Genomic DNA, 21,909 nt, shown 5'->3' on the forward strand with positions numbered 1-21,909 from the left:
GTTTGGGCCGCCCGGCCGTGGGCTGGTCCTGGCCGCCGCGGACCGGCGGCCAGCTCGGTGTGTCACAGTGTCCTTGGCGTCCAGTCGCATCAAGCAACCCCGGTCGGTTGCCGAAACTCAAGGGCAGGCCGTCAGGGCGCCCACCGCCGGACGGTCGTTGAGCGCCCGACCACAGCCGCAACCGCACCAACGCTTCCACCGCACACCAGCCTGCAATGACCATGATCCTGGGCATCGCCCTCGCCGCAGCCTGTGCGGTGGCAACCAACCTCGGCTTTCTCTACAAGCACCGTGGCGCCCGAGCGGCTGCCGAGGTCGACTTCGGCCGACCGCTGTGGTCCACCCGCCAGCTCTTCTCCTCGCGTGCGTTCACGATCGGGATGCTGATCGCCTGCGGCTCGTGGGCCTTTCACATCGCTGCCATGTCGCTGGTGCCGCTGTCGGTGGTGCAGGCCGTGCTGGCGGGCGGGATCGTGCTTTTGGCGATCATGGCCGAGCGCTATTACGGCGCCTGCGTCGGGCCGCGCCAGTGGTCGGGCCTGGGGATGACAGCCGCGGGGCTGATCCTGCTCGGCGTCTCACTGCCGCACGTGCAGGGCGCCCACTCGCACTACTCGCTGCCGGGCATGATCGCCTTTGAGGCCGGTCTGATCGCGCTCGGTACGCTGCTGATCGCCGGCCCACGGATCGGGGCGCCGCGCCACCACCGCGGCGTCATGCTGGGAGCCGCCTCGGGCATCCTGTTTGGTGTGAGCGACGTGGCGATCAAGGCGCTCACCGGGGAGTGGGGCGAGGGCCTGCTCGGCTTCATCTTCCCGTGGGTGCCGGTCATGGTCGCCGCGTCAGTGGTCGCGTTCTTCACCTCGGCGCGGGCGCTTCAGGACGGCCAGGCGGTGCCGGTCATCGCGATCACCTCGACGGCTGCCAACGTCTCCGGGATCCTTGGCGGGCTGGTGGTCTTCGGTGACCCGTTTCCGACCAGCACGCTCGGCATCCTCGCGCAGGTGGCGGCTTTCGCCCTGGTGCTGGTCGCAGCCTGGTTCACGCCCGCGCCGGCGCGGGCCGCGGGGTTTGCGAGCGGCTGAACGTCCGGATGTGCCGCGGGTGCCTGGCCAACGAAGGCCCGTCTGCGCCTATTTGTACAAGCCGGGGCACGTGAGCTTTGCCACATGGCCGTGCACGGCGGCCTCGCGGCCAGCTACCGTTGTACTGATCGGCACGTCCGATGTCTAACCCAACCATTTTTCGGAGAGGTCTGATGTCAACCACAACCAGCGAACCCGCCAGCAAAGCCACCGCCGACGCCACGCTTCAGGAGCAGGCGCGTCGGCATCTGTGGATGCACTTCACCCGCATGGGTGAGTACAGCGCTGAGCACGAGATCCCGATCATCGTGCGCGGCGAGGGCTGCTACGTATACGACGAGCACGGCAAGCGCTACCTCGACGGGCTCTCGTCGCTCTTCTGCACGCAGCTGGGACACGGCCGTGCGGACCTGGTCCAGGCGGGTGTCGAGCAGGCCAAGCGGCTCGGCTACTTCTCGAGCTGGTCCTACACGCACCCCCGTGCGATCGAGCTCGCCACGCGTGTCGCTGAGCTCGCGCCAGGCGACCTGAACCGTGTGTTCTTCACCAACAGCGGCTCGGAGTCGGTCGAGGCGGCGCTCAAGCTCGCCCGCCAGTACCACCGCGTCACGGGGCACCCGCACAAGCACAAGCTCATCGCTCGCCAGATCGCCTACCACGGCACCACCTTCGGTGCGCTCACGGCCACCGGTGTGACCGACTATCGGACGCCGTTCGAGCCGCTGCTGTCCGGCGTGAGCCACGTGCCCAACACCAACATGTACCGGTTCCCTGCAGACCACGACCCGCTGGAGCTGGCCGAGGCCGTTGCCGAGCGCATCGAGTTTGAGGGGCCCGACACCGTCGCGGCGGTGATCATGGAGCCGGTGCAGAACGCCGGCGGCTGCCTGGTGCCACCGGAGGGCTACTTTGACCGGATTCGCGAGATCTGCGACGAGTACAACGTGCTGCTGATCTCCGACGAGGTGATCTGCTCATGGGGGCGGCTGGGGACCTACTTCGGCTCCCAGGCCATCGGCTACCAGCCCGACATCATCACCACGGCCAAGGGCATCACCAGCGCGTACGCGCCGATGGGGGCGATGATCGCCTCCGACCGCGTCGCGGAGCCGTTCATGGAGGGCACCAACACGTTCCTGCACGGCTCGACCTGGGGCGGACACCCGGTGGTGGCGGCGATCGCGCTGGCCACCCTGGACGCCTTTGAGAACGACCACGTGCTGGATCACGTGGCCGCCAACGAGGGTGCGTTCCGCGCGATGCTCGAGTCGCTGCGTGACCTGCCGATCGTCGGTGACGTGCGCGGCATGGGTTACTTCTACGCGATCGAGCTGGTCAAGAACAAGGAGACCAAGGAGACCTTCAGCCACGAGCAGGCAGAGACGCTTCTGCGCGGCTACCTGTCGTCTGAGATGTTCAACCGAGGGCTGATCTGTCGTTCGGATGACCGTGGTGACCCCGTCGTGCAGCTCGCCCCGCCGCTGATCGCCGGGCCCGAACAGTTCGCCGAGATTGAGGCGGTGCTGCGGCCGGTGCTCGAGGAGGCGGGCCGGCGCATGCATCTCGCCTGATCGCCGGGCGCTTCACGCCCATGAGGGACCCGATTGCTGACCGTTCGTGAGCTGACCGCCGAGCTCGACCTGCGTCTGCTCGCTGGCGAGGCCAACGCCGATCTGCCGATCCGCTGGGTCCACATGACCGAGCTGGCCGACCCGACCCCCTGGCTGTCCGGTGGTGAGGTTCTGCTCACCACCGGACTGCAGCTCGACACGCCAGCGCGCCAGCGTGCGTTCACTGAGCTGCTGGCCGACCACCAGCTGGCCGGCCTGGGATTCGGGACCGGTTTCGGCCACGAGCGCGTGCCGGCAGCTCTGGTCAAGGCTGCGCAGGAGCGGGACTTCCCGCTGTTTGAGGTGCCTTACGAGAAGCCGTTCATCGCGGTCACGGAGGCGGCCTTCTCGAAGCTCGTGAACGAGCAGTACGCGCTCTTGCGCCGCGCCCTCGCGGCCCAGGAGAGGCTCGAGCGGGTGGTGCTCGCAGAACGTGGTCTGGAGGCGCTGGTGGGGACGCTCGCGACCCTGATCGGTGCAGCCGTGATCGTCTTCGGCACGCGCGGTGAACCGCTTGCTCAGCACGCCTTTCGACGCCAGCTCGAGGCTGAGGAGTTGGAGGCGCTGCGCCAGGGTATCCGCGAGCGCGCCGGTCGCCGGGAGCACGTGCCGTTCATGCCCGCGCTTGCCGACCCGAGTCGTGGCCTGGCGGTTCCGGTCGCCTCTGAGGGCGGCTCCGGCAGCGGTGTGCCGGCGCCCGAAGCTTGGCTGGTCGCGGTCAAGGACGACGCCCCCCTGTCTGACTTCGACCGGCTGGTGTTGCGCCAGGCGGTCACGATCGTCGCGCTGGAGCTGCTGCGCGAGCGCGTCGCCGGCGACACTGAGCGGCGGCTCGCCGGGGACCTGCTCGCCGGCCTGCTGGCCGGTGAGCTGACGGGTGCCGACCTGCAGCGTCGCCTGGAGCCGTTCGGACTCGGCGGCACGGTCAGCGTGCTGGCGCTGCCCAAGCCCGGACTGGCGTTTGGCGGAGGCTCACGCGGGCCCGGTCTGGTGGCGGCCGAGGCCGCGCTGGCGGCGGCGCTGCGAGCCGAGGCGGTGCCGGCGCTGGTCGCGCACCGCGACCAGGTGGTAGCGCTGATTCCGGGTATGGAGGACGAGCTGCTTTTCGCGCTGGCCGAGCGCGTCGCCGAGCGGCTCGCGGGCGAGCTTCCGGGAGCGCCGCTGACCGTGGGGGTGGGTCGCGCGGTCTCCGGCGCGGAGGCGCGCCGGGGCTTTCACGAAGCGCGCTGCACGCTGGAAGCGGCGGCACTGGGCATCACCGCACGCCAGGCGAAGGTCGCCACCTACCGTGACCTGGGCTCCTTTCAGCTGCTGCTCTCACTGCAGGACGACGAGGCGCTCAAGCTCTTCTGCGACTCGATTCTCGGGCCGATCGAGCGCAGCGAGGGCTACTACGGCGGTGAGCTGATGCGCTCGCTGGAGGCGTTCATCGAGGAGAACGGCCAGTGGGAGCGCGCCGCCAAGCGCCTCTACTGCCATCGGCACACGCTGCGCTACCGGATCCGGCGGGTCGAGGAGCTGACCGGCCGGGACCTCAGTTCAGCGCGCGACCGGATCGAGTTCTGGCTGGCGCTGCGGGGCCGAGAGCTCGTCGGCTGACCTGGCGCGGCTGCTTCGCCAAGGCGGAGCAATCAAGGGGTAGAGTCCACGCAGGTGGCCGACAGCGACCAGTTATGAGCAGCGAGCAGACAGACGACCTCGCCGGGCGGGCGGCGCTCGTTACCGGCGCCGCCAGCGGCATCGGCCGGGCGGTTGCCGAGCGGCTCGAGCGGGCAGGGGTGAGTGTGCTTGCAGCCGACCTGAACCCCGATCCCGATGGCCCGGGGGTCGCATTCGGCGCCGACCTCACCGACCCGCAGGCCAATGTGGCGGCGGTCGCGGCCGCGATCGAGCGCTTCGGCCGGCTTGACATCGTCGTCGCCAACGCCGGAGTGCAGCACGTCGCGCCCATCGAGGAGTTCCCGCTCGAGCGCTGGCAGACGCTGATCGCGCTGCTGCTGACGAGCCCCTTCATGCTCGCAAAGCAAGCCTGGCCCGAGCTGCGCCGGAGCCCCGCGGCGCGCTTCATCGTGATCGCCTCCGCCCATGCTCTGGCTGCCTCGCCGTACAAGGCTGCCTACGTGTCGGCCAAGCACGGCGTGCTCGGGCTCGTCAAGACGCTCGCGCTGGAGGGTGCGGCCGACGGGATCATGACCACGGCAGTCTGCCCAGCCTACGTTCGCACGCCGCTCGTGGAGCGCCAGATCGCAGACCAGGCACGGGTTCACGGCCTCAGCGAGGCGGAGGTCACCGAGCGGGTGTTGCTCGCCCCCCAGGCTGTCAAACGGCTGATCGAGCCCGCCGAGGTCGCCGAGGTGGTCGCCTTTCTGGCGGGCTCGGGCGGCGGTGCCTTCACCGGTGTGCCGGTGACCATGGATCAGGGCTGGACCGCACACTGAGCGCTGCGCTGGCGGCCTGGCGGTATGCTCGGGCCGAAGATGACGGATCGCTCGGCAGCCGCACTCGGTGAGATCATCCGCAAGCAACGGGAGCTGGCAGAGCTATCGATGCGGCGCTTCGCCGACCTGGCTGGCATCTCCAACCCCTATCTGAGCCAGATCGAGCGGGGCCTGCGCGCGCCTTCAGAGCAGGTGCTCGAGGCGATTGCAAAGACGCTTCAGGTCTCGGCGGAGACGCTCTATCAGCAGGCGGGCGTAACGCCGCCGGGTGAGGAGCCGGAGGCGAGCGCGGTGCTTGACGCGATCGCCGCCGACCCGCGTCTGACCGCGCGCCAGCGCAGCGCGCTACGCGAGATCTACGAGTCCTTCACAGCCGCGAACGCTCCGCCACCGCGCAGAGCAGCGGCGGCCAGTGGTCAGCAAGCGCCTCGCGACCCATGAACAGCCCGAGGTGCCCGCCGCTCGCCAGCTCGTAGCGGATCTCGCCGGGCGGGGTCGAGGCGGCGCCTGCCAGCGCGAATACCTGCTCCGCTGGGGTGATGTGGTCGCCGCTGCCCGCCAGCAGGTTAAGCGGCATGTCGAGCGCGCCGAGTCGGACCGCACGCCCGCCGACCTCAAGCGTCCCGTCGAGGAGGGCATTGTCCCGGAACAGGCGCTCGACGATCCACAGGTAGAAGGCGCCGGGAATGTCCTGGGTGTGCTTGAACCAGTCCTCAAACTCGCGGTAGCGGGCCACGTAGCGGTCGTCGTCGATGTGGCGCAGCAGATCGACCTGGCGCGTGTACTCGTCCAGCGGGTTGATCAGGATGAAGCCTGAGAGCATGTGCTCGCCCTTGAGCACGCCACCGCCCAGCGCCACCAGCGCTCGGTAGAAGGCGAGGTCCCCGCCGGGCGCCAGTCGCGTCACCACCTCGCCGATGACGGGCTCGCCAGCATGGAAGTCGATCGGCGCCCCGGCGATCGTGAGCGTGTTGACGCGCTCGGGGTGCAGAGCTGCGTACACGGTCGCGAGCCAGCCGCCCTGGCAGTCGCCCACCAGGTTGACGCGGCCGCCGGCGTGGTTTACGGCGTGGTCCACCACGGCGATGTAATCCTCGATCGTCGCGTTGGCGGTCGCCGCGCTGGCGCCCACCCAGTCGAGTGCGTAGGCGCGCTCCAGGCCGGCCGCGAGGATCGTGCGCATCTGGCTCTGGCCGGGGGAGTAGTCGACGATGCAGGAGTCGTGGCCCGCTTGCGGCGGCAGCACGAGCGTCGGGATCACCTCGGCAGCGCCGGGCGGGCTGAAGTCGCGCAGCCGTGCGAGCGGCTCCGTCCACACGATCGCGTGCGGGCTTGACCACTCGGGCCGGCCGCGTACGGTGGTGAGCTCGAACCAGCGGGTGAGCTCGAGCGGTGTGCGCGGACCACGCGTGAGCGTGCGGCCCAGCTCCCCAAGCGTGGCGGTGCCCGCCTCGAGCCACAGCTCAAACCAGCTCTCTAGGAGGCTGGAAGCTGACTCTTCAGGGGCGCAGATCGGTACCTGTACGGGGCTCATCGGGCGCGTGCGCCTCCTGTAATAAGGGTGGGGCGCCGCCAAGCGGGCGGCGCCCCACGGTTTAGCAGACCGGCTGTCGGGCCGGCGCAGCTCAGGAGAGCAGGCTGCGAACCGCGCTGGTGTAGGCGGTGGTCAGCTCGTGCGCCATGTCGGCGTGGCTGTCGATCATGCCCTTGAGCCAATCCTGCTTGGTGGCGACGCCGAGCTTGCGCTCCATCTCGAGCGCCCGCTCAACAGCCTTCTGGTAGGCGTCAACCGTCTGCACGCCGGTCTTGCGCGCGGCGTCCATGACCTGATCGCTGAACTGCTTGTACTGCTCGTAACCGGCCCCGAACGTCTGGGCCGGGGTGGTGGGGGCTTCGCTTGCGGCCATCGTGAACCTCTGGTGTTGGGGTGAGAGTGAGAGAGATGAATCTGCTTGCAGATTAGCAGCTAACCGGCAAGCGCGCAAGCGGAGCCCCGCCCCCGGCTACATGTCCATCCCGCCGTTGATGTGCCAGACGGCGCCGGTGATGTATGAGGACTGGTCGGCGGCCAGAAAGTGCACGACACGCGCGACCTCGTCCGGGCGCCCGAGCCGGCCGAGTGGGATCTTTGCCTTGATCGCGTCCATCACCTTCTCGGGGATCGTCTCCATCATCTCGGTGGCGATGAAGCCGGGAGCGATCGTGTTCACGGTCAGCCCGACGCCGTCCGGGTCAAGTTTCCCGGCACGCCCCAGCTGGAAGGCCGCCTCGAGCGCGAGTGTCTTGGTCAGCCCGAAGAGACCCGACTTCGACGCGGCATAGTTGGCCTGGCCGATGTTGCCGGTCTCGCCGATGATCGATGAGATGTTGATGATCCGGCCCGATCCGCGCTCGATCATGTGCGGTAGCGCCGCCTGGCTGAGGAAGAACGCCCCGGAGAGATTGACCGAAAGCACCCTGTGCCAGTCCTCGTCGGTCAGCTTCAGCACCGTCTTGTCGATCGTGATGCCGGCGTTGTTGATGAGGATGTCAAGCCGGCCGTGCTGCTCGATCACCTCGCCGACCGTACGCCGGCAATCGTCGGGCAGGCCGACATTGCCCTGGTGGATGCTCGCGTCAAGCCCGTCTTGGCTGAGCTGATCGAGGTACTCTCGCGCCTTGATCTCGTTGCTGCTGTAGCCGGCGGCCACCGTCGCGCCGCGCTCGGCCAGGCTGCGCGTGATCGCGGCGCCGATCCCCCGTGTGCCGCCCGTCACGAACGCGACCCGGCCGTGCAGCCGGGGACGCCCGATCGGTGGATCGGCGCCACCGGTCGCGGCCGTGCCGCTGCGCCCGCCCTTGCCCTGTCCCTCGCCTGCGTCCATCGCAACCCCTCTCGCTAACGGCCGGAGCGCTCGCCGAGCCACCGCGCGAGCTCAGGCCAGATTTCCCGCTTTGCCTTCGAGCCCGCCATCAGGCCGATGTGCCCGCCTGGGCGGGCAAGGTGCGTCACGTCCTCGCTCGAGACAAGATCAAGCAGCGGCAGCGTTCCCTCGCGCGGGGCGATGTGGTCGGAGCCGGCGGTCACGACCAGCAGGTTCTGCCCGATGTGCGCGAGGTCGACACGGCGGCCGCGCAGGCGGATGCTGCCCGCCACCAGCCGGTTCTCCTTGTACATCCAGGTGATCCACTCGCGGTAGGCACGCCCCGCGAAGGGCGGATTGTCAGCGACCCACTTGGCCATCGCCTGATAGGCGCCGCGGGGATCCTGGCCGTCGAGGATCTGGCGCAGCAGGCGCCGGTAGGTCGTTACGTAGTTGGTGACGGGTTTCATCAGCTTGTTGGCCCAGTCGATTCCCGACCCCGGCACGGAGCCGTAGGCGTCGGCGATCAGCTCGACATCAAACTCATCGCCGCCGACCCAGCGCGCGTAGAGCGAGCCCGAGGGGTCAATCGGTGTGGTCAACAGCACGGCGTTGCGGACCGGGCCGTCCGGGTGGATGGCGCAGTACATCGCGCACAGCGTCCCGCCGATGCACCAGCCGAGCAGCGAAGCCTCGTCGGCGCCGGCGGCGCGCAGCGTCTCACGCAGCGCCCAGTCAAGCTCATCGCAGACGTAGTCCTCGAGCCCGCGGTCTGAGTCGTCCTCGTCGGGGACCCCCCAGTCGACCAAAAACACGTCAAAGCCCTGCTCGAGCAGGTACTCGACAAACGAGTTACCCGGCCGCAGGTCGAAGATCTCTGGCCGGTTGATCAGCGCGAAGACCAGCAGCACCGGCACGGGGTGCGAACGCCGGTTCGAGCGGTATCGGTAGAGCGTCGTCTCGCGGTGGCTCCAGACCACCTCGCGCGGGCTCTGTCCGATCTTGGCGTCGGGGGTGGTCAGGATCACGTTGGCGAACTCGACTGCGGCGCGGGGCAGCGACACCAGGCGGCCGAGCGTCGTCATCGCCTACTCCTTGGGTGTGCGCGGCTTGCGCGGCTCGCGCTCGCCTTCGATGCGGTCAAGCTTCGCGCCGATCGCTTCGACCTCCTGCAGCAGCCGCTCGAGCTTGTCCTCGGTGCGCCCGAGCTGGCGCGCCAGGCGCACGACGTCACGGCGCCCGGCGAGGCGCAGGTTGCGCAGCATCAGGTCGATGCCGTCGTTGGTCAGCTTCGTCAACGCGGCGGCGTTCTCGGCCAGCTGACCCAGCAGCCTGGCGAAGCCCTCTGTGCCGACCAGGTGCTCAGATGCGCGCGCGGCCGCGTCCTCGACCTGCTCGTAGAGCTCGCGGAGCTGCTGCTCGACACCCTGGCGATGCTCACCGCCCTCCTCCGGGCGCGGATTGTCTGCCGCCGGGCTCAAGCTGCACTCCCGGTGCTCACTGACGCAAACCCGTAGTGGTGGCGCACCATCGCGCCACAAGCCTAGCTCAGATAGGGGCGGTGCGCCCGGTGCGCCTCAGGCGATCGTCCCGAGGCCGCGGGCCGAGCGCAGGATGATGCGCGTCTCGGTCCGGGCGACTCCCCGGCCACGGATCGTGCGGACGGTCTGGTCGAGGTCATCGGCGCTGCGGCAGGCGACGCGGACGTGGTAATCGAAGCGGCCGGTGACAAATGTGATCTCCTGCACCGCGGGGATCTCGAGCATCTCGCGCTCGAAGCGCTCGGAGGTGGTGGTGGGCAGCAGCGCAACGTCGATGAACGCATCCAGCGAGCGCCCCACGTTGGCCAGGTTGACGAGCGCGGTGAAGCCGCTGATCACCCCGGCGCGCTCGAGTCGCCGCACGCGGTCGGCGGCCCCGTGTGGGCTAAGTCCCACCGCCTTGCCCAGCTCGGCAAAGGAGATCCTTCCGTTAGCGACGAGCGCATTGAGGATCCGGAAGTCGGTCTCGTCCAGCGCTGTGGAATCCGCCAAGTTCTTGAGCCTTCCTTGTTTGATCCTCGCCCGATGAAGATGATTGCACCAGAAACTACTACCCGGAGGGCTGGAGAATGAAGGTTGGTGTTCCGACCGAGATCAAGGTGGACGAGTACCGCGTGGCGATGACGCCGGCGGGTGTGCGGGAGCTGGTCGAGGCGGGCCACGAGGTCTTCGTCCAGCAGGGGGCCGGCAACGGCTCGGCGATCCCCGACGAGGCCTACGTCAAGCAGGGCGCAAAGATCCTCCCCGACGCCGCCGCCGTGTTCGGCGAGGCCGAGATGATCGTCAAGGTCAAGGAGCCGCAGCCGGTCGAGGTCGCGATGCTCGAGCCGCGCCACCTGCTCTTCACCTACCTGCACCTGGCTGCAGATGTCGAGCTCACCCACGGGTTGGCCAAGACCGGTGCGACCTGCATCGCCTATGAGACCGTCGAGGATCGCAATGGCCGTTTGCCGCTGCTCGCCCCGATGTCCGAGGTCGCCGGCAAGATCGCGACCCAGGCGGGCGCGTTCATGCTGGAGAAGCCGCTCGGCGGCCGCGGCATCCTGCTCGGCGGCGTGCCCGGCGTGGCGGCCGCCAACGTGCTGGTGATCGGCGGCGGCGTCGTGGGCTACCACGCCGCCCAGGTGGCGATCGGGATGGGCGCGACGGTGACCGTCTTTGACCGCAGCATCGACCGCCTGCGTGACCTCGATGTCGCCTTTGACGGCCGCGCAGACACCCTCTACGCCTCGACGCTGGCGATCGAGGAGCTCCTGCCCAGCGCCGACCTCGTGGTTGGCGCGGTGCTCGTCGTCGGCGCCAAGGCGCCGCACGTGGTCACCCGCAAGCAGCTCTCGCTGATGAAGCCTCAGGCGGTGCTCGTCGACGTCTCGATCGACCAGGGTGGGTGCTTTGAGACCTCCAAGCCCACCACCCACACCTCACCGACCTACGAGGTGGACGGCATCACCCACTACTGCGTGGCCAACATGCCGGGCGCGGTGCCGATCACCTCGACCTACGCGCTCACCAACGCGACCCTGCCCTACACGATCGACCTGGCCAACCACGGCGCCGCCGCGTTCCTGGCCAAGAGCCCCGGCCACCGCCTCGGCCTCAACGTCGCCAACGGTCAGGTCACCTACGAGGCCGTCGCCGCCGTCGCCGGCGTCCCGTACGTGACCCCGGAAGAGGCCCTGGGTCTCTAGCCGCTCGCGCTCTGACCGTCTGATCTGAGACCTGGGGGCGGTCCCGCTGGACCGCCCCCAGGTCGGGCTCCCACCGCCCAAGCCGCTCACAGTTCGCCGGCCTGCTCGTCCGCTGGCAGCCGTTCGGTCGTCTGATGCCGCATCCGGTGGCGCGACAGTCACCGCGTTTTTACGGCGTAGCGTCAAGCTCGGGTTTCGCAGTTCATAGGCCGGCGGCTGCCCATGCTTGCTGGACTTGGTTGATTTCCTGGGTTGTGGGGGTTCGGGCCTGTTCGGGTTGAAATTGGGTGGCGATGATCACTCGTCGTAGCTTGGCGAGCATGTCCTGGAATGATGGGGTGGTCTTGGAGACATACCAGGGGGCGCGGGCGCGATGCTCTGTGACGATGTCGGGGTGATGTCCGTAGAGCGCGTACCAGATGATCGTGAGGTCCATCGCCAAGAACTGGAATGGGACGGTCCGTTGCACGGCTTTCTCGGTCCGGTTGCGGGCATCACCGACGCCGAACAGTTCTTTGCCGTCCTGGAAGGCGACTTCGATCGGCCAGCGGTCTGCGTAGCGTTCGACGATCTGCGCGGCGGTGGCGTGAAGGTCGGTGGTGATCAGCGCGATCTGGTAGCCGCACGGCTTGGTGTCGTCTTTGACGAGGATCACACGGACCGGGGTTTCGGCGCCGAGCGGCTCCCACAGGCAGTTGATCTCAGCCAGCTCGAGCGTCTCGGTTTTGCTGTAGCGCCTGACGGTCGTCTTTACCCATTCGGTGGCGGGGTCGGCTGCGATCTGTTGAAGGCTTTCAAGCTGTTTGCCCCATTTGCGTGGCCGGCCGCGTTTGCCGGTGCGCGGCGGCGCAGGGGCGTAGATCACCGCGTTGCTACGCAGCCTCGATGTGATCGTCACCCGCTTGGGTGCAGCACGCCACGCCTGGCTGATGTAGGCGCTGTCACCGACCACGTTGATCTGGCGATCCGGCAGCCGTTTGGCGAGCAGGCAGACCATCGCCCTGGCCAGCTTGACCTTCCCGGGCCGCTCAGGATCGGGCTTGTGCTGCTTGACGAACTGTTCGCGCCGCGGCTGCCAGAGCCGGAACAGGACCGGCAAACATACGGTGCGCTGCAGGAACGGCAGCTTGACACAGATCCCGGCCACGATCCAGTTGTTCCCCCACGCGACCGAGCCTGAGCGGCTGTTGGCGGTCGCGTCGTGATGCCAGAAGGTGCCGTGGATCCGGCGTCCCCTGCGTTTCAGGAGCGTGTCGTCGACCGCGACCAGCACGCTCGCACCCGGTTCTGTGAACCGCTCAACGATCAGGCAGGCGAGCCGTAACCCGAGCTCGTCCACGGACCAGCGGGCATTGGCGAAGAACCGGTGGCAACGCGCGTGATGCCACACCCCCGACAGCCTTGAGCCTGTCAGCATCCCGGTCACGCACCGCAGAGAGGTCTGCGAGACCTGACCGACCAACACCCCCCGGAACGTCTCAAACGTGGGACGGGTGAAACACGACTCAAACAGGACAAGCAGCTCGTTCAGCGAAGATGGGACGCAGAGCATCGGCGGCAGCCTCCAAGAGAAGCCGCGCAGCGTGCCTCCCCTTGGCCGCGACGGACGGGTTATGTTGACAGCAACCGCTTTCGCGCAAGCCGCCGATGCTCCTTCCCCGACACCGCGCCAACAGGCCACACCAGCCCGCCACGGCCCCGCCCACCACCACCACCTGCTACGCCGCTATGCCGCTACAGGCCCAAAAGTGCGAAACCCGAGTCAAGCACCACAGGAAGAAGCGCTTAGCCGTGCCAAGCGCTGCGGGGGTGGCACAGCCCCCTGGGTAGCCAGCGCTGCGCCGCCGCCGGATCCGCCGAGTGTGGAGTGCGACGCTCAGGGCCAGTCAAGCAGGGCACCGGGGTCGGGCGGCACGTCAACCGCGTGCTCAACGAGCGCCTGGAGCGGCACGATCTCTAGCGCGCGCTCGTTGGTTGAGGCCAGCACCACGTAGGCTGCGGCGCCGTCCAGGTGGGCGCGCAGCCAGTTGGCGGCGGTCACGCACCAGCGGTCCCCGGCCACAAGGCCGGGAAAGCCGTACTGGGGCATGGGCGTGATCAGGTCGTTGCCGATCTTGAGCTGATGCTCGAGAAACTCCGTGGTCACCACCGCGCAGATGGTGTGGCTGCCGCGGTCCTCCGGCCCGGAGCTGCAGCAGCCGTCACGGTAGAAGCCGGTGAGCGGGTCGGTGCCGCAGGGTTCAAGCGGCCCGCCCAGAACGTTCAGCGCCATGGGCGAGACGGGCTTGGTTCTGTGGTCACGCCCCGATTATCCCGCGCATCGGTCCGGCCGCGGGGATAGCGTTAGCGCGATGGCCAGGCGCAACTCGCACGACGACCGCCGCAGGCGCGACGCCGCGCGTCGCGCGCGGGCCAGGCGCGAGGCGCGATCTGCCAGCTCCGGTGAGCCGCCGCTGCTGCGCGAGGTGCGCGAACGGCTCGGCACCGGCGAGCCGCTCGATCTGCTGGCTGAGGTCTCGAGCCTGCTCGCCGTGGTGGACCCTCGGCGCCGAAGCCCGATCGAGCGCAGCTTCGGCGGTGAGCAGGACGGCGCGCCGACACCGGCAGAGCTGCTGAGCACCTTCATCGATGTCGACCGGCCGGAAACCACGGCGCTGCTCGCGGTGATCGCCCAGCTCGGTCCGGATGAGCAGATACGCGAACGGGCGCGGAGGGCCGCGGCGGGCCGGCGCCATGTGCTGCCGCTGTGGCTGCGTGAGTTGGATCGCGCGCACGCCTATGGCTGCGCCGAGGTCGCCGACGAGCTTGGCGACGGCGAGGACGTGCTCGTCGGCGTGCGTCTAAGTGGTGGGCACGAGCTGACGAGCCTGCTCTACATCGATCACAACCTGGGCTCGGTCGCCAAGGACGGGTTCGTCGTCGGGCGTCCGCTCGCGGAGCTCGCCGGGATGGTTGCCGCCGCGACCGATGAGTCCGGTCCCTTTGCAAGCCAGCGTGAGCTTGATCCGGCTGACGCCCGGGCGCGAATGCAGGAGTCGATCGAGCACGGGGCGTTGATGTTCCCGCCGTTTGAGAGCGAAACCTGGCCGGTGGCACGGCCGCTGATCGAGTGGATGATGCGGCTGCTGCCAAGCGGTGGGTGTGGCTACGAGCGGAAAGAGTGGACCGAGCGGGCGCGGCGGGCGCTCGCCAAGGCGTTCCTGGCCTCCGAGCAGGGCCGGCCCTTCGGAGATGATGATCACCGCAGCCTGCTCGAGGAGATCATCTGGTACGGGACCGACTACGGCCCCGGTGATCCGCTGCACTGGAGCCCGGTCGCGGTTGAGATCCTCCTGCTGGACTGGATCCCACGAAAGCTGGTGGCGCCTGCGTCGTACCTCGCCAAGGCGCCCGGGCTGCTGCGCGCGGTCGTGCGCTACGCCCACGCCCAGCGTGGCATCCGCGCCGTGCGGACAGAGGAGACGCTCGCGGCGATCGACGAGCACGAGCCCGAATATCAGCAGCTGATCCGCTCATCGCGCCCGCAAGGGCCGATGGCGCTGCTGGCGGCCATGGGCGTTGTGGATCCTGACGGGCCCTGGGAGCTGCCTGGTCAGGAGCCGATGGAACCCGGCGAGTATCTGATGCGCATCCTGCTGGCGGAGGTCGGTGGCGAGCAGGCGCTTGCAACACTGCGCGATGAGCCGCTGCCCGACGAGGGCTTTGACTGGTCGGGGATCCCCGAGGACACCCACGCGAGGGTGCAGGAGACGCTCGTGCTCTGCGACCGCTGCTGCGAGGAGCTGCTCGACCACGAGTACAGAACCGCCTGCCGGCGCTACCTGGCAATGGTCGCCCGCGGCAACCCCGAGATCTTTCGCCGGCGTGGCAGCGCCACCACGGCAGCGGCCGCGGTCTGCTGGACGATCGGCAGCGCCAACGAGCTCTTTCACCCCGGCCGCGGCGGCATGCTGGTCAAGGACCTGCTCGCCCACTTCGGGATCATGCAGGGGAGCGTCTCCCAGCGGGCGCTGACGCTGATGAAGGCGGCGGGTGTGCTGGAGCGTGACTACTACGGCTCGGCCTGGGACATCCAGCTCGGGACCCCCGACCTGCTGGTCTCGAGTCGCAGGCGGCGGATCATCGAGCTGCGCGAGCTCTACGGGTAACGTCCGCCGGGTCCGCTCAGCTGATCCTGATCGCGCGCCTGACGGTCAGGGCCGTGAGCGTGGACGGGCTCTGGGCATTCGGTGTCAGCGTTGCGGTGGCGGTCAGCGTGATGGCGCGAGCAGGAGCGCGGCGAGCACGCCTGCCGCGCCCTGGCCTGGGCACGTGCGTTGCGCGCGCGAGCGCGCGCAACAGCCTTCGCCCGGCGGGGGTGAGGCGGATCGCAAGCCGCCGCGGTCCGACCTGGGCGGCCGTGTTGCTCGCGCTCGCGACGGTCACGAGGCGCCCGTGCAGGCGGGTGGTCCAGGTGAGCGCCAGCGTGCCGGGAGCCGGCGCGTCGTAGACGGCGCCGTAGCCGCCCGCGTGCAGCAGGCCGGGGGCGGTCGCGGCACGCGGGGGTAGCGTGAGCGCTGCGCTCACGAGCGTCCTGATCTGTGGAACGCCGATCACCGTCGCGGTGACGGTCTGTGGGTGGGTGGTCGTGTTGTAGTGGATGATGAGCGCGGTTGGGGTGGGCGCGAGCGGGTCGCAGGCGCCGAGCCCGACCGCCTGGCCGTTCGCGATCCCGGCAAACGTGCCGATCAGCTTGGTGGCGATTGCCAGCGTGTAGGTCTGACCGGGCGTGAGCTGGGCGCAGGCGACCTGCGTGTCGGTGTAGCCATGCACGAGCGTCAGCGTGGCGTCATTCAGGCTGAGGTTCCCAAGCACCCGCAGCTGCGCGTAGTCGCTGCCGGCCGCGGGCTGTGCGTGCACCGCTGCCGCGGGCGCGTCGATCCACAGGGCCAGCGCGCTGGATGCTCGCAGGGTGACGTTCCCGTAGCTCAGCAACGTTGCTGCGGGCGCGCTGCCCGGGCCGAGTGTGAGCGTCGAAGCCGAGCCGGGGGCGATGGTGATTGGGCCTGAGATGGTGCCCTCGCCGGTCAAGGTCAGCGAAGCTCCGGAGGTCAGGCTGACGCCGGCCGGTGCGAGCAGCGGCGGCGGTGTCACCACGGTTCCGGTCAGGGGCTGAACTGGCCCCGGGTTGCTCAGCTCGACCGTGCCGGCGCCCGCGATGCTCAGCGGGCCGGTGTCAAGCTCGGGAGAGGCCAGCTTGACACCGGCCGCGAGGTTCACGTGCAGCGCGGAGCGCACGCCTGTGACCGCGCCCAGCTGCAGCGTCGTCGCTGTGCCGGTCACACCAGCGACGTTCCAGCTCTGCGGCGCGGCGAGCGTGAGCGGGACCGTGAAGGCCGTGCTCAGTGGCGCTCCGGCCGCGGTCGTGCCTGGGCTCGAGAAGGTCAGACCCCCGGTCAAGCTGATCCCGTCGGCCGCGGTCAGCGGGCTGACGAGGTAGCCCGAGGCGGCGTCTATCTGCAGCTCGCCGACGGTCAGCGTTGGGATGTCGTCGATGCCGTAGGCGCATGCCCAGCCGCTGCATCCGGTGCTGAGCGGTGGCAGGGTGAGCGCGGTGACGCTGCCACTCGGGGCCGCGTCACCGCTCCAGTTGGTGGCGGTGCTCCAGGTGGCGCCCTGGCCGGATCCGAGCCAGGAGATGTCGCTGGCCAAGGCGGCCGGGGCCGTGAGCAGCAGCGCCGCTGTGCCTGCCGCCAGCACGCGTCGCAAACGTCTACCGGTCGTCGGCTGCATGTATGGCCTCATCTGAGCATCTCTAACCCGCACCGATCGTCAAAGTAACGCCCCGCCCGCGGGCGGCGGCCAGCGGGCCGCCGCCCAAGCTGGCAGCGCCCGACAGCGCGACCAGACGGGCGTGACCCGTCGCAGGCGACCCTGCTAAATTGCCAGCCCGAATGCCGACCACCAGCCAGCTAGTCAACAAGGGCCGCAAGAAGCCCGCCAAGAAGCTTGCCACCCCGGGCCTCAAGTCCGGCAAGGGCCGCAAGACCAAGGTCGCCGCGCCGCAGCGCCGCGGCGTCTGCACGCGCGTGTACACGACAACCCCCAAGAAGCCCAACTCTGCGCTGCGCAAGGTCGCGCGCGTGCGGTTGACCAACGGCATGGAGGTTGGCGCCTACATCCCCGGTGAGGGTCACAACCTCCAGGAGCACTCGGTTGTGCTGATCCGCGGTGGTCGTGTTAAGGATCTTCCGGGCTTTCGCTACAAGGTGATCCGCGGCACGCTTGACGCCGCTGGCGTCTCAGACCGCAAGAAGGCGCGCTCGCAGTACGGCGCGAAGGCGAAGTAGCCGCATGCCACGCCGCGCAGCCGCACAGATCCGGCCGGTCGAGCCGGATGCCATTCACCGTAACCGCCTGGTCCAGCAGGTCATCAACAAGGTGATGCTCGACGGCAAAAAGTCCGTGGCCGAGACCATCGTCTATGACGCGCTGGCGATCATGGAGGAGCGCAGTGGCAAGCCCGCGCTCGAGGTGCTCGAGGCCGGGGTCAAGGCGCTCACGCCGGTGCTCGAGGTGCGCTCCCGCCGAGTCGGTGGCGCGACCTACCAGGTGCCGGTCGAGGTTCAGCCCCGCCGGGCGCGCACGCTGGCGGTGCGCTGGCTCGTGACCTATGCCCGGCAGCGTCGCGAGCGCACCATGGCCCAACGTCTTGCCAATGAGCTGCTGGACGCCCAACAGCAGCAGGGTGCCGCCTACAAGCGCAAGGACGACATCTACCGTATGGCGCAGGCCAACAAGGCCTTCGCTCACTACCGCTGGTAGTCCCGCCCCACTTGTCAGCTTGCTGACAAGTGGAGGCCCAGGGCGCTGCTAGACGAGATCGCACCCTGGGAAATGTGCAGGTTGCCTGTACAATCGGTTTACGCGAGGGTCGCTCCGCCACAGCCCCCGGTCCCGTGTGGCGGGCACCCTCGCGTTTCCCTTTTTGTTCGCGTAGCAGCTGGCGACCTGGTTTCGGGCCGCGGCCACCGGCCCACGTCGGCTGCTATATTGCTTGGCCGTCGCGGTCGGGCTGCGCACATGCGCGCCAGCCGCTCACAGACCTGCTCATGGAGACCCTGCAGAACTAGACGAAATCCCTGGCGACATCGGTGTCGGATCAGGGCCCCTGGGGCCCTTTTTCGCGCCCTGATTCGTCCGCCCGCCCGGTGCGGCGTCCGCGTGCATCAACGCTCCGGACGCGCCACGCACGCGAGCCCGAAAGAAGAAACGACTCACAAGATGCCCCGCAAGTTCAGCCTCGAGAACACCCGCAACATCGGGATCATGGCGCACATCGACGCCGGCAAGACGACGACGACGGAGCGCATCCTGTTCTACACCGGGCGCACCTACAAGATCGGTGAGGTGCACGAGGGTGCGGCCGTGATGGACTGGATGGAGCAGGAGCAGGAGCGCGGCATCACCATCACTTCGGCCGCAACCACCTGCGAGTGGCACGGCACGCGCATCAACATCATCGACACTCCCGGTCACGTCGACTTCACCGCAGAGGTCGAGCGTTCGCTGAGGGTCCTGGACGGTGCGATCGCACTGTTCGACTCGGTCGCGGGCGTGCAGCCGCAGTCAGAGACGGTTTGGCGCCAGGCCGACAAGTACCACGTGCCCCGGATCGCCTTCGTCAACAAGATGGACCGCATCGGCGCGGACTTCCAGAAGGCGGTTCAGACGATGATCGACCGGCTCGGCGCCCACCCGGTGCCGATCCAGCTGCCGATCGGCGCCGAGTCCGAGCTGCAGGGGATCGTTGACCTGGTCGAGAACCGGGCGATCATCTACAAGGATGACCTCGGCAAGGAGCAGGAGGTGGTGGCAATCCCGCCCGCGATGGAGGCGGAGGCGGCAGCCGCCCGCGAGCACCTGCTCGACGAGATCTCCCACTACGACGACGAGCTCGTGGAGCTGATCCTCGAGGACCAGGAGATCCCCGTCGAGAAACTCAAGGCCGCGATCCGCAAGGCCACGCTCTCGAGCCAGCTGACCCCGGTGCTGTGCGGGTCGGCCTTCAAGAACAAGGGTGTGCAGCCGCTGCTTGACGCGATCATCGACTACCTGCCCAGCCCGCTCGACATCCCCGCGATCGACGGTGTGCTGCCGGGCAAGCGCGATGAGGACGGCAACGAGATCCCGGCCGAGCGGCACGCGTCAGACGAAGAGCCCTTCAGCGCTCTGGCGTTCAAGATCATGGCCGACCCCTTCGTCGGCAAGCTGACCTACTTCCGCGTCTACAGCGGCAAGCTCGAGGCCGGTGGTCGGGTGCTGAACGTCTCCACCGGCAAAACCGAGCGGATCGGTCGGCTGCTGATGATGCACGCCAACGAGCGCGAGGAGCTCGACGCCGTCTATGCTGGCGATATCGCCGCCGGCGTGGGGATCAAGCAGGTCGTCACCGGTGACACGCTGTGCGCACCGGACCAGCCGATCAAGCTCGAGTCGATCGACTTCCCCGAGCCTGTCATCAAGGTTGCGATCGAACCCAAGACCAAGGCCGACCAGGAGAAGATGGGCGTCGCGCTGCAGCGCTTGGCCGAGGAGGACCCGACCTTCCAGGTCGCCACCAACGAGGAGACCGGTCAGACCGAGATCTCCGGGATGGGCGAGCTGCACCTTGAGATCCTCGTGGACCGCATGATGCGCGAGTTCAAGGTCGAGGCCAATGTGGGCCGCCCACAGGTCTCCTACCGCGAGACGATCCGCGGCAGGGCCGAGAAGGTGGAGGGCCGCTTCGTGCGCCAGACCGGCGGCTCGGGCCAGTACGGCATCGTCTACATCAACGTCGAACCCAACCCGGGCGAGGGCTTTGACTTCGTCAACCAGATCAAGGGTGGCGCCATCCCGACAGAGTTCATCCCCGCCGTCGAGAAGGGGATCGAGGAGGCGCTCGAGAACGGCCCCAGGGCCGGCTACCCGATGGTGGACGTCAAGGTCACGCTGGTGGACGGCAAGTACCACGACACGGACTCCTCGGAGATCGCGTTCAAGGTCGCCGGCTCGCTGGCGCTCAAGGAGGCGACCCAGCGCGCCAAGCCGGTGCTTCTGGAGCCTGTGTTTGCGGTCGAGGTGGTCACCCCCGAGGAGTTCATGGGCGACGTGATTGGCGACCTGAACCGCCGGCGCGGACAGGTGCAGGGCATGGAGCCACGCGGTAACGCGCAGGTTGTGACGGCGCTCGTGCCGCTCGCGGAGATGTTCGGATACGCAACTGATGTACGCTCAAACACGCAGGGCAGAGCTACCTACACGATGCAGTTCGAGCGCTACGAAGAGGTTCCGCCGAACATCGCCGAGAAGGTCATCGGCGAATTGCAGGGCAAGTAGCACACCGATCGGACGGAAAGTCCGATAAATTCTTGAGGTTCGCCCATACGGCGGACGGAATTCATCTGAGACGAAGGAGCACCAAAAAGTGGCCAAGGCCAAGTTTGAGCGCGATAAGCCCCACGTGAACGTCGGGACCATCGGTCACATCGACCATGGCAAGACGACGCTGACGGCCGCCATCACCAAGGTGCTGCACGATCACTTCGGCACCGGCGAGGTTCGCGCCTTCGACACCATTGACAACGCGCCTGAAGAGAAGGCGCGTGGCATAACGATCGCGGCATCGCACGTCGAGTACGAGACCGCCAACCGGCATTACGCCCACGTCGACTGCCCCGGTCACGCGGACTACGTCAAGAACATGATCACCGGTGCGGCGCAGATGGACGGCGCGATCCTCGTCGTCTCCGCGGCCGACGGCGCTATGCCGCAGACCCGCGAGCACATCCTGCTCGCGCGTCAGGTCGGCGTCCCCTACATCGTCGTTTTCCTCAACAAGGCCGACATGGTCGACGATCCTGAGCTGCTCGAGCTCGTCGAGGTAGAGATCCGTGACCTCCTGTCGGAGTACGACTTCCCGGGCGATGACATTCCGTTCGTCGTCGGCTCGGCGCTCAAGGCGCTTGAGGGCGACAAGGAGTACGAGCAGAAGATCCTCGACCTGGCCGAGCAGCTCGACACCTACATCCCGGAGCCCGTACGCGACCTCGACAAACCGTTCCTGATGCCGGTCGAGGACGTCTTCTCGATCACCGGCCGCGGTACGGTCGCGACCGGTCGTGTCGAGCAGGGCGTGATCAAGACCGGTGACACCGTCGAGATCGTTGGCATCAAGCCGACCACCACGACCGTGGTGACCGGCGTCGAGATGTTCAAGAAGATCCTGGACCAGGGGCAGGCAGGCGACAACGTCGGCTGCCTGCTGCGCGGCACCAAGCGCGAGGACATCGAGCGCGGCCAGGTACTGTGCAAGCCCGGCTCGATCACCCCGCACACAAAGTTCAAGGCTGAGGTGTACGTCCTCAAGAAGGAAGAGGGAGGCCGTCACACGCCCTTCTTCACGGGTTACCGTCCGCAGTTCTACTTCCGCACGACGGACGTGACCGGGGTTGCCAACCTGCCGGAGGGCACGGAGATGGTGATGCCGGGTGACAACGTCCAGATGGAGATTGAGCTGATCCAGCCGATCGCCATGGACCAGGGCCTGCGCTTCGCGATCCGCGAAGGCGGCAGGACGGTGGGCTCGGGCGTCGTCTCCGAGATCGTCAAGTAGCAGCGGTTTTCGGGTGGGGCTGGTCCGGCTGGACCAGCCCCACCCTTGAGCCGGCAGGAAAAAACGCA

20 protein-coding genes are annotated in these 21,909 nt (G+C 68.2%); 11 read left to right on the forward strand and 9 right to left on the reverse strand.

The window, feature by feature from the left end:
- Positions 1 to 221: 221 nt before the first annotated feature.
- The 5 genes from M3M54_RS16140 to M3M54_RS16160 all read left to right on the forward strand — a co-directional run bounded on the left by M3M54_RS16140 (position 222) and on the right by M3M54_RS16160 (position 5,574).
- Positions 222 to 1,085, forward strand: coding sequence for a hypothetical protein (locus M3M54_RS16140; protein ID WP_249020046.1), 864 nt, complete (start codon positions 222 to 224; stop codon positions 1,083 to 1,085).
- Positions 1,086 to 1,258: 173 nt separating this feature from the next.
- Positions 1,259 to 2,656, forward strand: a complete 1,398-nt coding sequence (locus tag M3M54_RS16145) for an aspartate aminotransferase family protein (protein WP_249020047.1) — start codon at positions 1,259 to 1,261, stop codon at positions 2,654 to 2,656.
- A 33-nt stretch (positions 2,657 to 2,689) separates the two neighbouring features.
- Positions 2,690 to 4,294 carry a PucR family transcriptional regulator gene (locus M3M54_RS16150; protein ID WP_249020048.1) on the forward strand — a complete coding sequence of 535 codons (1,605 nt, stop codon included), beginning with the start codon at positions 2,690 to 2,692 and terminating at the stop codon, positions 4,292 to 4,294.
- 74 nt (positions 4,295 to 4,368) lie between these two features.
- Positions 4,369 to 5,133, forward strand: a complete 765-nt coding sequence (locus tag M3M54_RS16155) for an SDR family NAD(P)-dependent oxidoreductase (protein WP_249020049.1) — start codon at positions 4,369 to 4,371, stop codon at positions 5,131 to 5,133.
- Between the two features lie 39 nt (positions 5,134 to 5,172).
- A complete protein-coding gene (locus M3M54_RS16160; RefSeq protein WP_249020050.1) occupies positions 5,173 to 5,574 on the forward strand; it encodes a helix-turn-helix domain-containing protein in 402 nt (133 codons plus the stop codon).
- On the opposite strand, the gene M3M54_RS16165 is transcribed toward M3M54_RS16160, so the two are convergent.
- The 6 genes from M3M54_RS16165 to M3M54_RS16190 form a co-directional block, all read right to left on the reverse strand.
- Positions 5,501 to 6,667 (reverse strand): alpha/beta fold hydrolase, encoded by a 1,167-nt coding sequence (locus tag M3M54_RS16165; RefSeq protein ID WP_249020051.1) that lies wholly within the window; start codon positions 6,665 to 6,667, stop codon positions 5,501 to 5,503. The two genes, M3M54_RS16160 and M3M54_RS16165, sit on opposite strands and share 74 nt — an antisense overlap.
- Before the next feature lie 91 nt (positions 6,668 to 6,758).
- A complete protein-coding gene (locus M3M54_RS16170; protein ID WP_249020052.1) occupies positions 6,759 to 7,040 on the reverse strand; it encodes a hypothetical protein in 282 nt (93 codons plus the stop codon).
- A 96-nt stretch (positions 7,041 to 7,136) separates the two neighbouring features.
- Positions 7,137 to 7,997 carry a 3-oxoacyl-ACP reductase family protein gene (locus M3M54_RS16175; protein ID WP_249020053.1) on the reverse strand — a complete coding sequence of 287 codons (861 nt, stop codon included), beginning with the start codon at positions 7,995 to 7,997 and terminating at the stop codon, positions 7,137 to 7,139.
- A gap of 14 nt (positions 7,998 to 8,011) precedes the next feature.
- Complete coding sequence (locus M3M54_RS16180; RefSeq protein WP_249020054.1) at positions 8,012 to 9,061, reverse strand: alpha/beta fold hydrolase; 1,050 nt, start codon at positions 9,059 to 9,061, stop codon at positions 8,012 to 8,014.
- A 3-nt stretch (positions 9,062 to 9,064) separates the two neighbouring features.
- Complete coding sequence (locus tag M3M54_RS16185) at positions 9,065 to 9,457, reverse strand: hypothetical protein (protein ID WP_249020055.1); 393 nt, start codon at positions 9,455 to 9,457, stop codon at positions 9,065 to 9,067.
- Positions 9,458 to 9,553: 96 nt separating this feature from the next.
- On the reverse strand, positions 9,554 to 10,009 hold the full coding sequence (locus tag M3M54_RS16190) for an Lrp/AsnC family transcriptional regulator (RefSeq protein WP_249020056.1): 456 nt from the start codon (positions 10,007 to 10,009) through the stop codon (positions 9,554 to 9,556).
- A 77-nt stretch (positions 10,010 to 10,086) separates the two neighbouring features.
- Here M3M54_RS16190 and ald point away from each other — a divergent pair, with 77 nt between their 5' ends.
- Positions 10,087 to 11,205: an alanine dehydrogenase gene (gene ald / locus M3M54_RS16195; protein ID WP_249020057.1), complete on the forward strand. Its 1,119-nt coding sequence runs from the start codon at positions 10,087 to 10,089 to the stop codon at positions 11,203 to 11,205.
- Positions 11,206 to 11,407: 202 nt separating this feature from the next.
- Here the strand turns inward: ald and M3M54_RS16200 are convergent, their stop codons facing one another.
- Positions 11,408 to 12,757 (reverse strand): transposase, encoded by a 1,350-nt coding sequence (locus M3M54_RS16200; protein ID WP_249019411.1) that lies wholly within the window; start codon positions 12,755 to 12,757, stop codon positions 11,408 to 11,410.
- A gap of 324 nt (positions 12,758 to 13,081) precedes the next feature.
- The gene (locus M3M54_RS16205; RefSeq protein ID WP_249020058.1) at positions 13,082 to 13,477 is read right to left on the reverse strand and encodes a DUF2237 family protein; all 396 of its coding nucleotides are present in this window, start codon (positions 13,475 to 13,477) and stop codon (positions 13,082 to 13,084) included.
- A 79-nt stretch (positions 13,478 to 13,556) separates the two neighbouring features.
- Here M3M54_RS16205 and M3M54_RS16210 point away from each other — a divergent pair, with 79 nt between their 5' ends.
- The gene (locus M3M54_RS16210) at positions 13,557 to 15,353 is read left to right on the forward strand and encodes a DUF6398 domain-containing protein (protein ID WP_249020059.1); all 1,797 of its coding nucleotides are present in this window, start codon (positions 13,557 to 13,559) and stop codon (positions 15,351 to 15,353) included.
- A 16-nt stretch (positions 15,354 to 15,369) separates the two neighbouring features.
- Here M3M54_RS16210 and M3M54_RS16215 read toward each other — a convergent pair whose 3' ends face one another.
- Entirely contained in the window at positions 15,370 to 16,989 is a 1,620-nt protein-coding gene (locus tag M3M54_RS16215) for a hypothetical protein (RefSeq protein ID WP_249020060.1), read from the reverse strand.
- A 149-nt stretch (positions 16,990 to 17,138) separates the two neighbouring features.
- Here M3M54_RS16215 and rpsL point away from each other — a divergent pair, with 149 nt between their 5' ends.
- From rpsL to tuf, 4 genes are all read left to right on the forward strand, one after another.
- The gene (gene rpsL, locus M3M54_RS16220; RefSeq protein WP_249020061.1) at positions 17,139 to 17,534 is read left to right on the forward strand and encodes a 30S ribosomal protein S12; all 396 of its coding nucleotides are present in this window, start codon (positions 17,139 to 17,141) and stop codon (positions 17,532 to 17,534) included.
- Positions 17,535 to 17,538: 4 nt separating this feature from the next.
- Positions 17,539 to 18,009: a 30S ribosomal protein S7 gene (gene rpsG / locus M3M54_RS16225; protein ID WP_249020062.1), complete on the forward strand. Its 471-nt coding sequence runs from the start codon at positions 17,539 to 17,541 to the stop codon at positions 18,007 to 18,009.
- Positions 18,010 to 18,468: 459 nt separating this feature from the next.
- The gene (gene fusA / locus M3M54_RS16230) at positions 18,469 to 20,565 is read left to right on the forward strand and encodes an elongation factor G (protein ID WP_249020063.1); all 2,097 of its coding nucleotides are present in this window, start codon (positions 18,469 to 18,471) and stop codon (positions 20,563 to 20,565) included.
- 88 nt (positions 20,566 to 20,653) lie between these two features.
- Positions 20,654 to 21,841: an elongation factor Tu gene (gene tuf, locus M3M54_RS16235; protein ID WP_249020064.1), complete on the forward strand. Its 1,188-nt coding sequence runs from the start codon at positions 20,654 to 20,656 to the stop codon at positions 21,839 to 21,841.
- Positions 21,842 to 21,909 lie beyond the last annotated feature (68 nt).

The sequence above is a fragment of the Conexibacter sp. S30A1 genome, from assembly GCF_023330665.1.
GTDB lineage: Bacteria > Actinomycetota > Thermoleophilia > Solirubrobacterales > Solirubrobacteraceae > Palsa-465.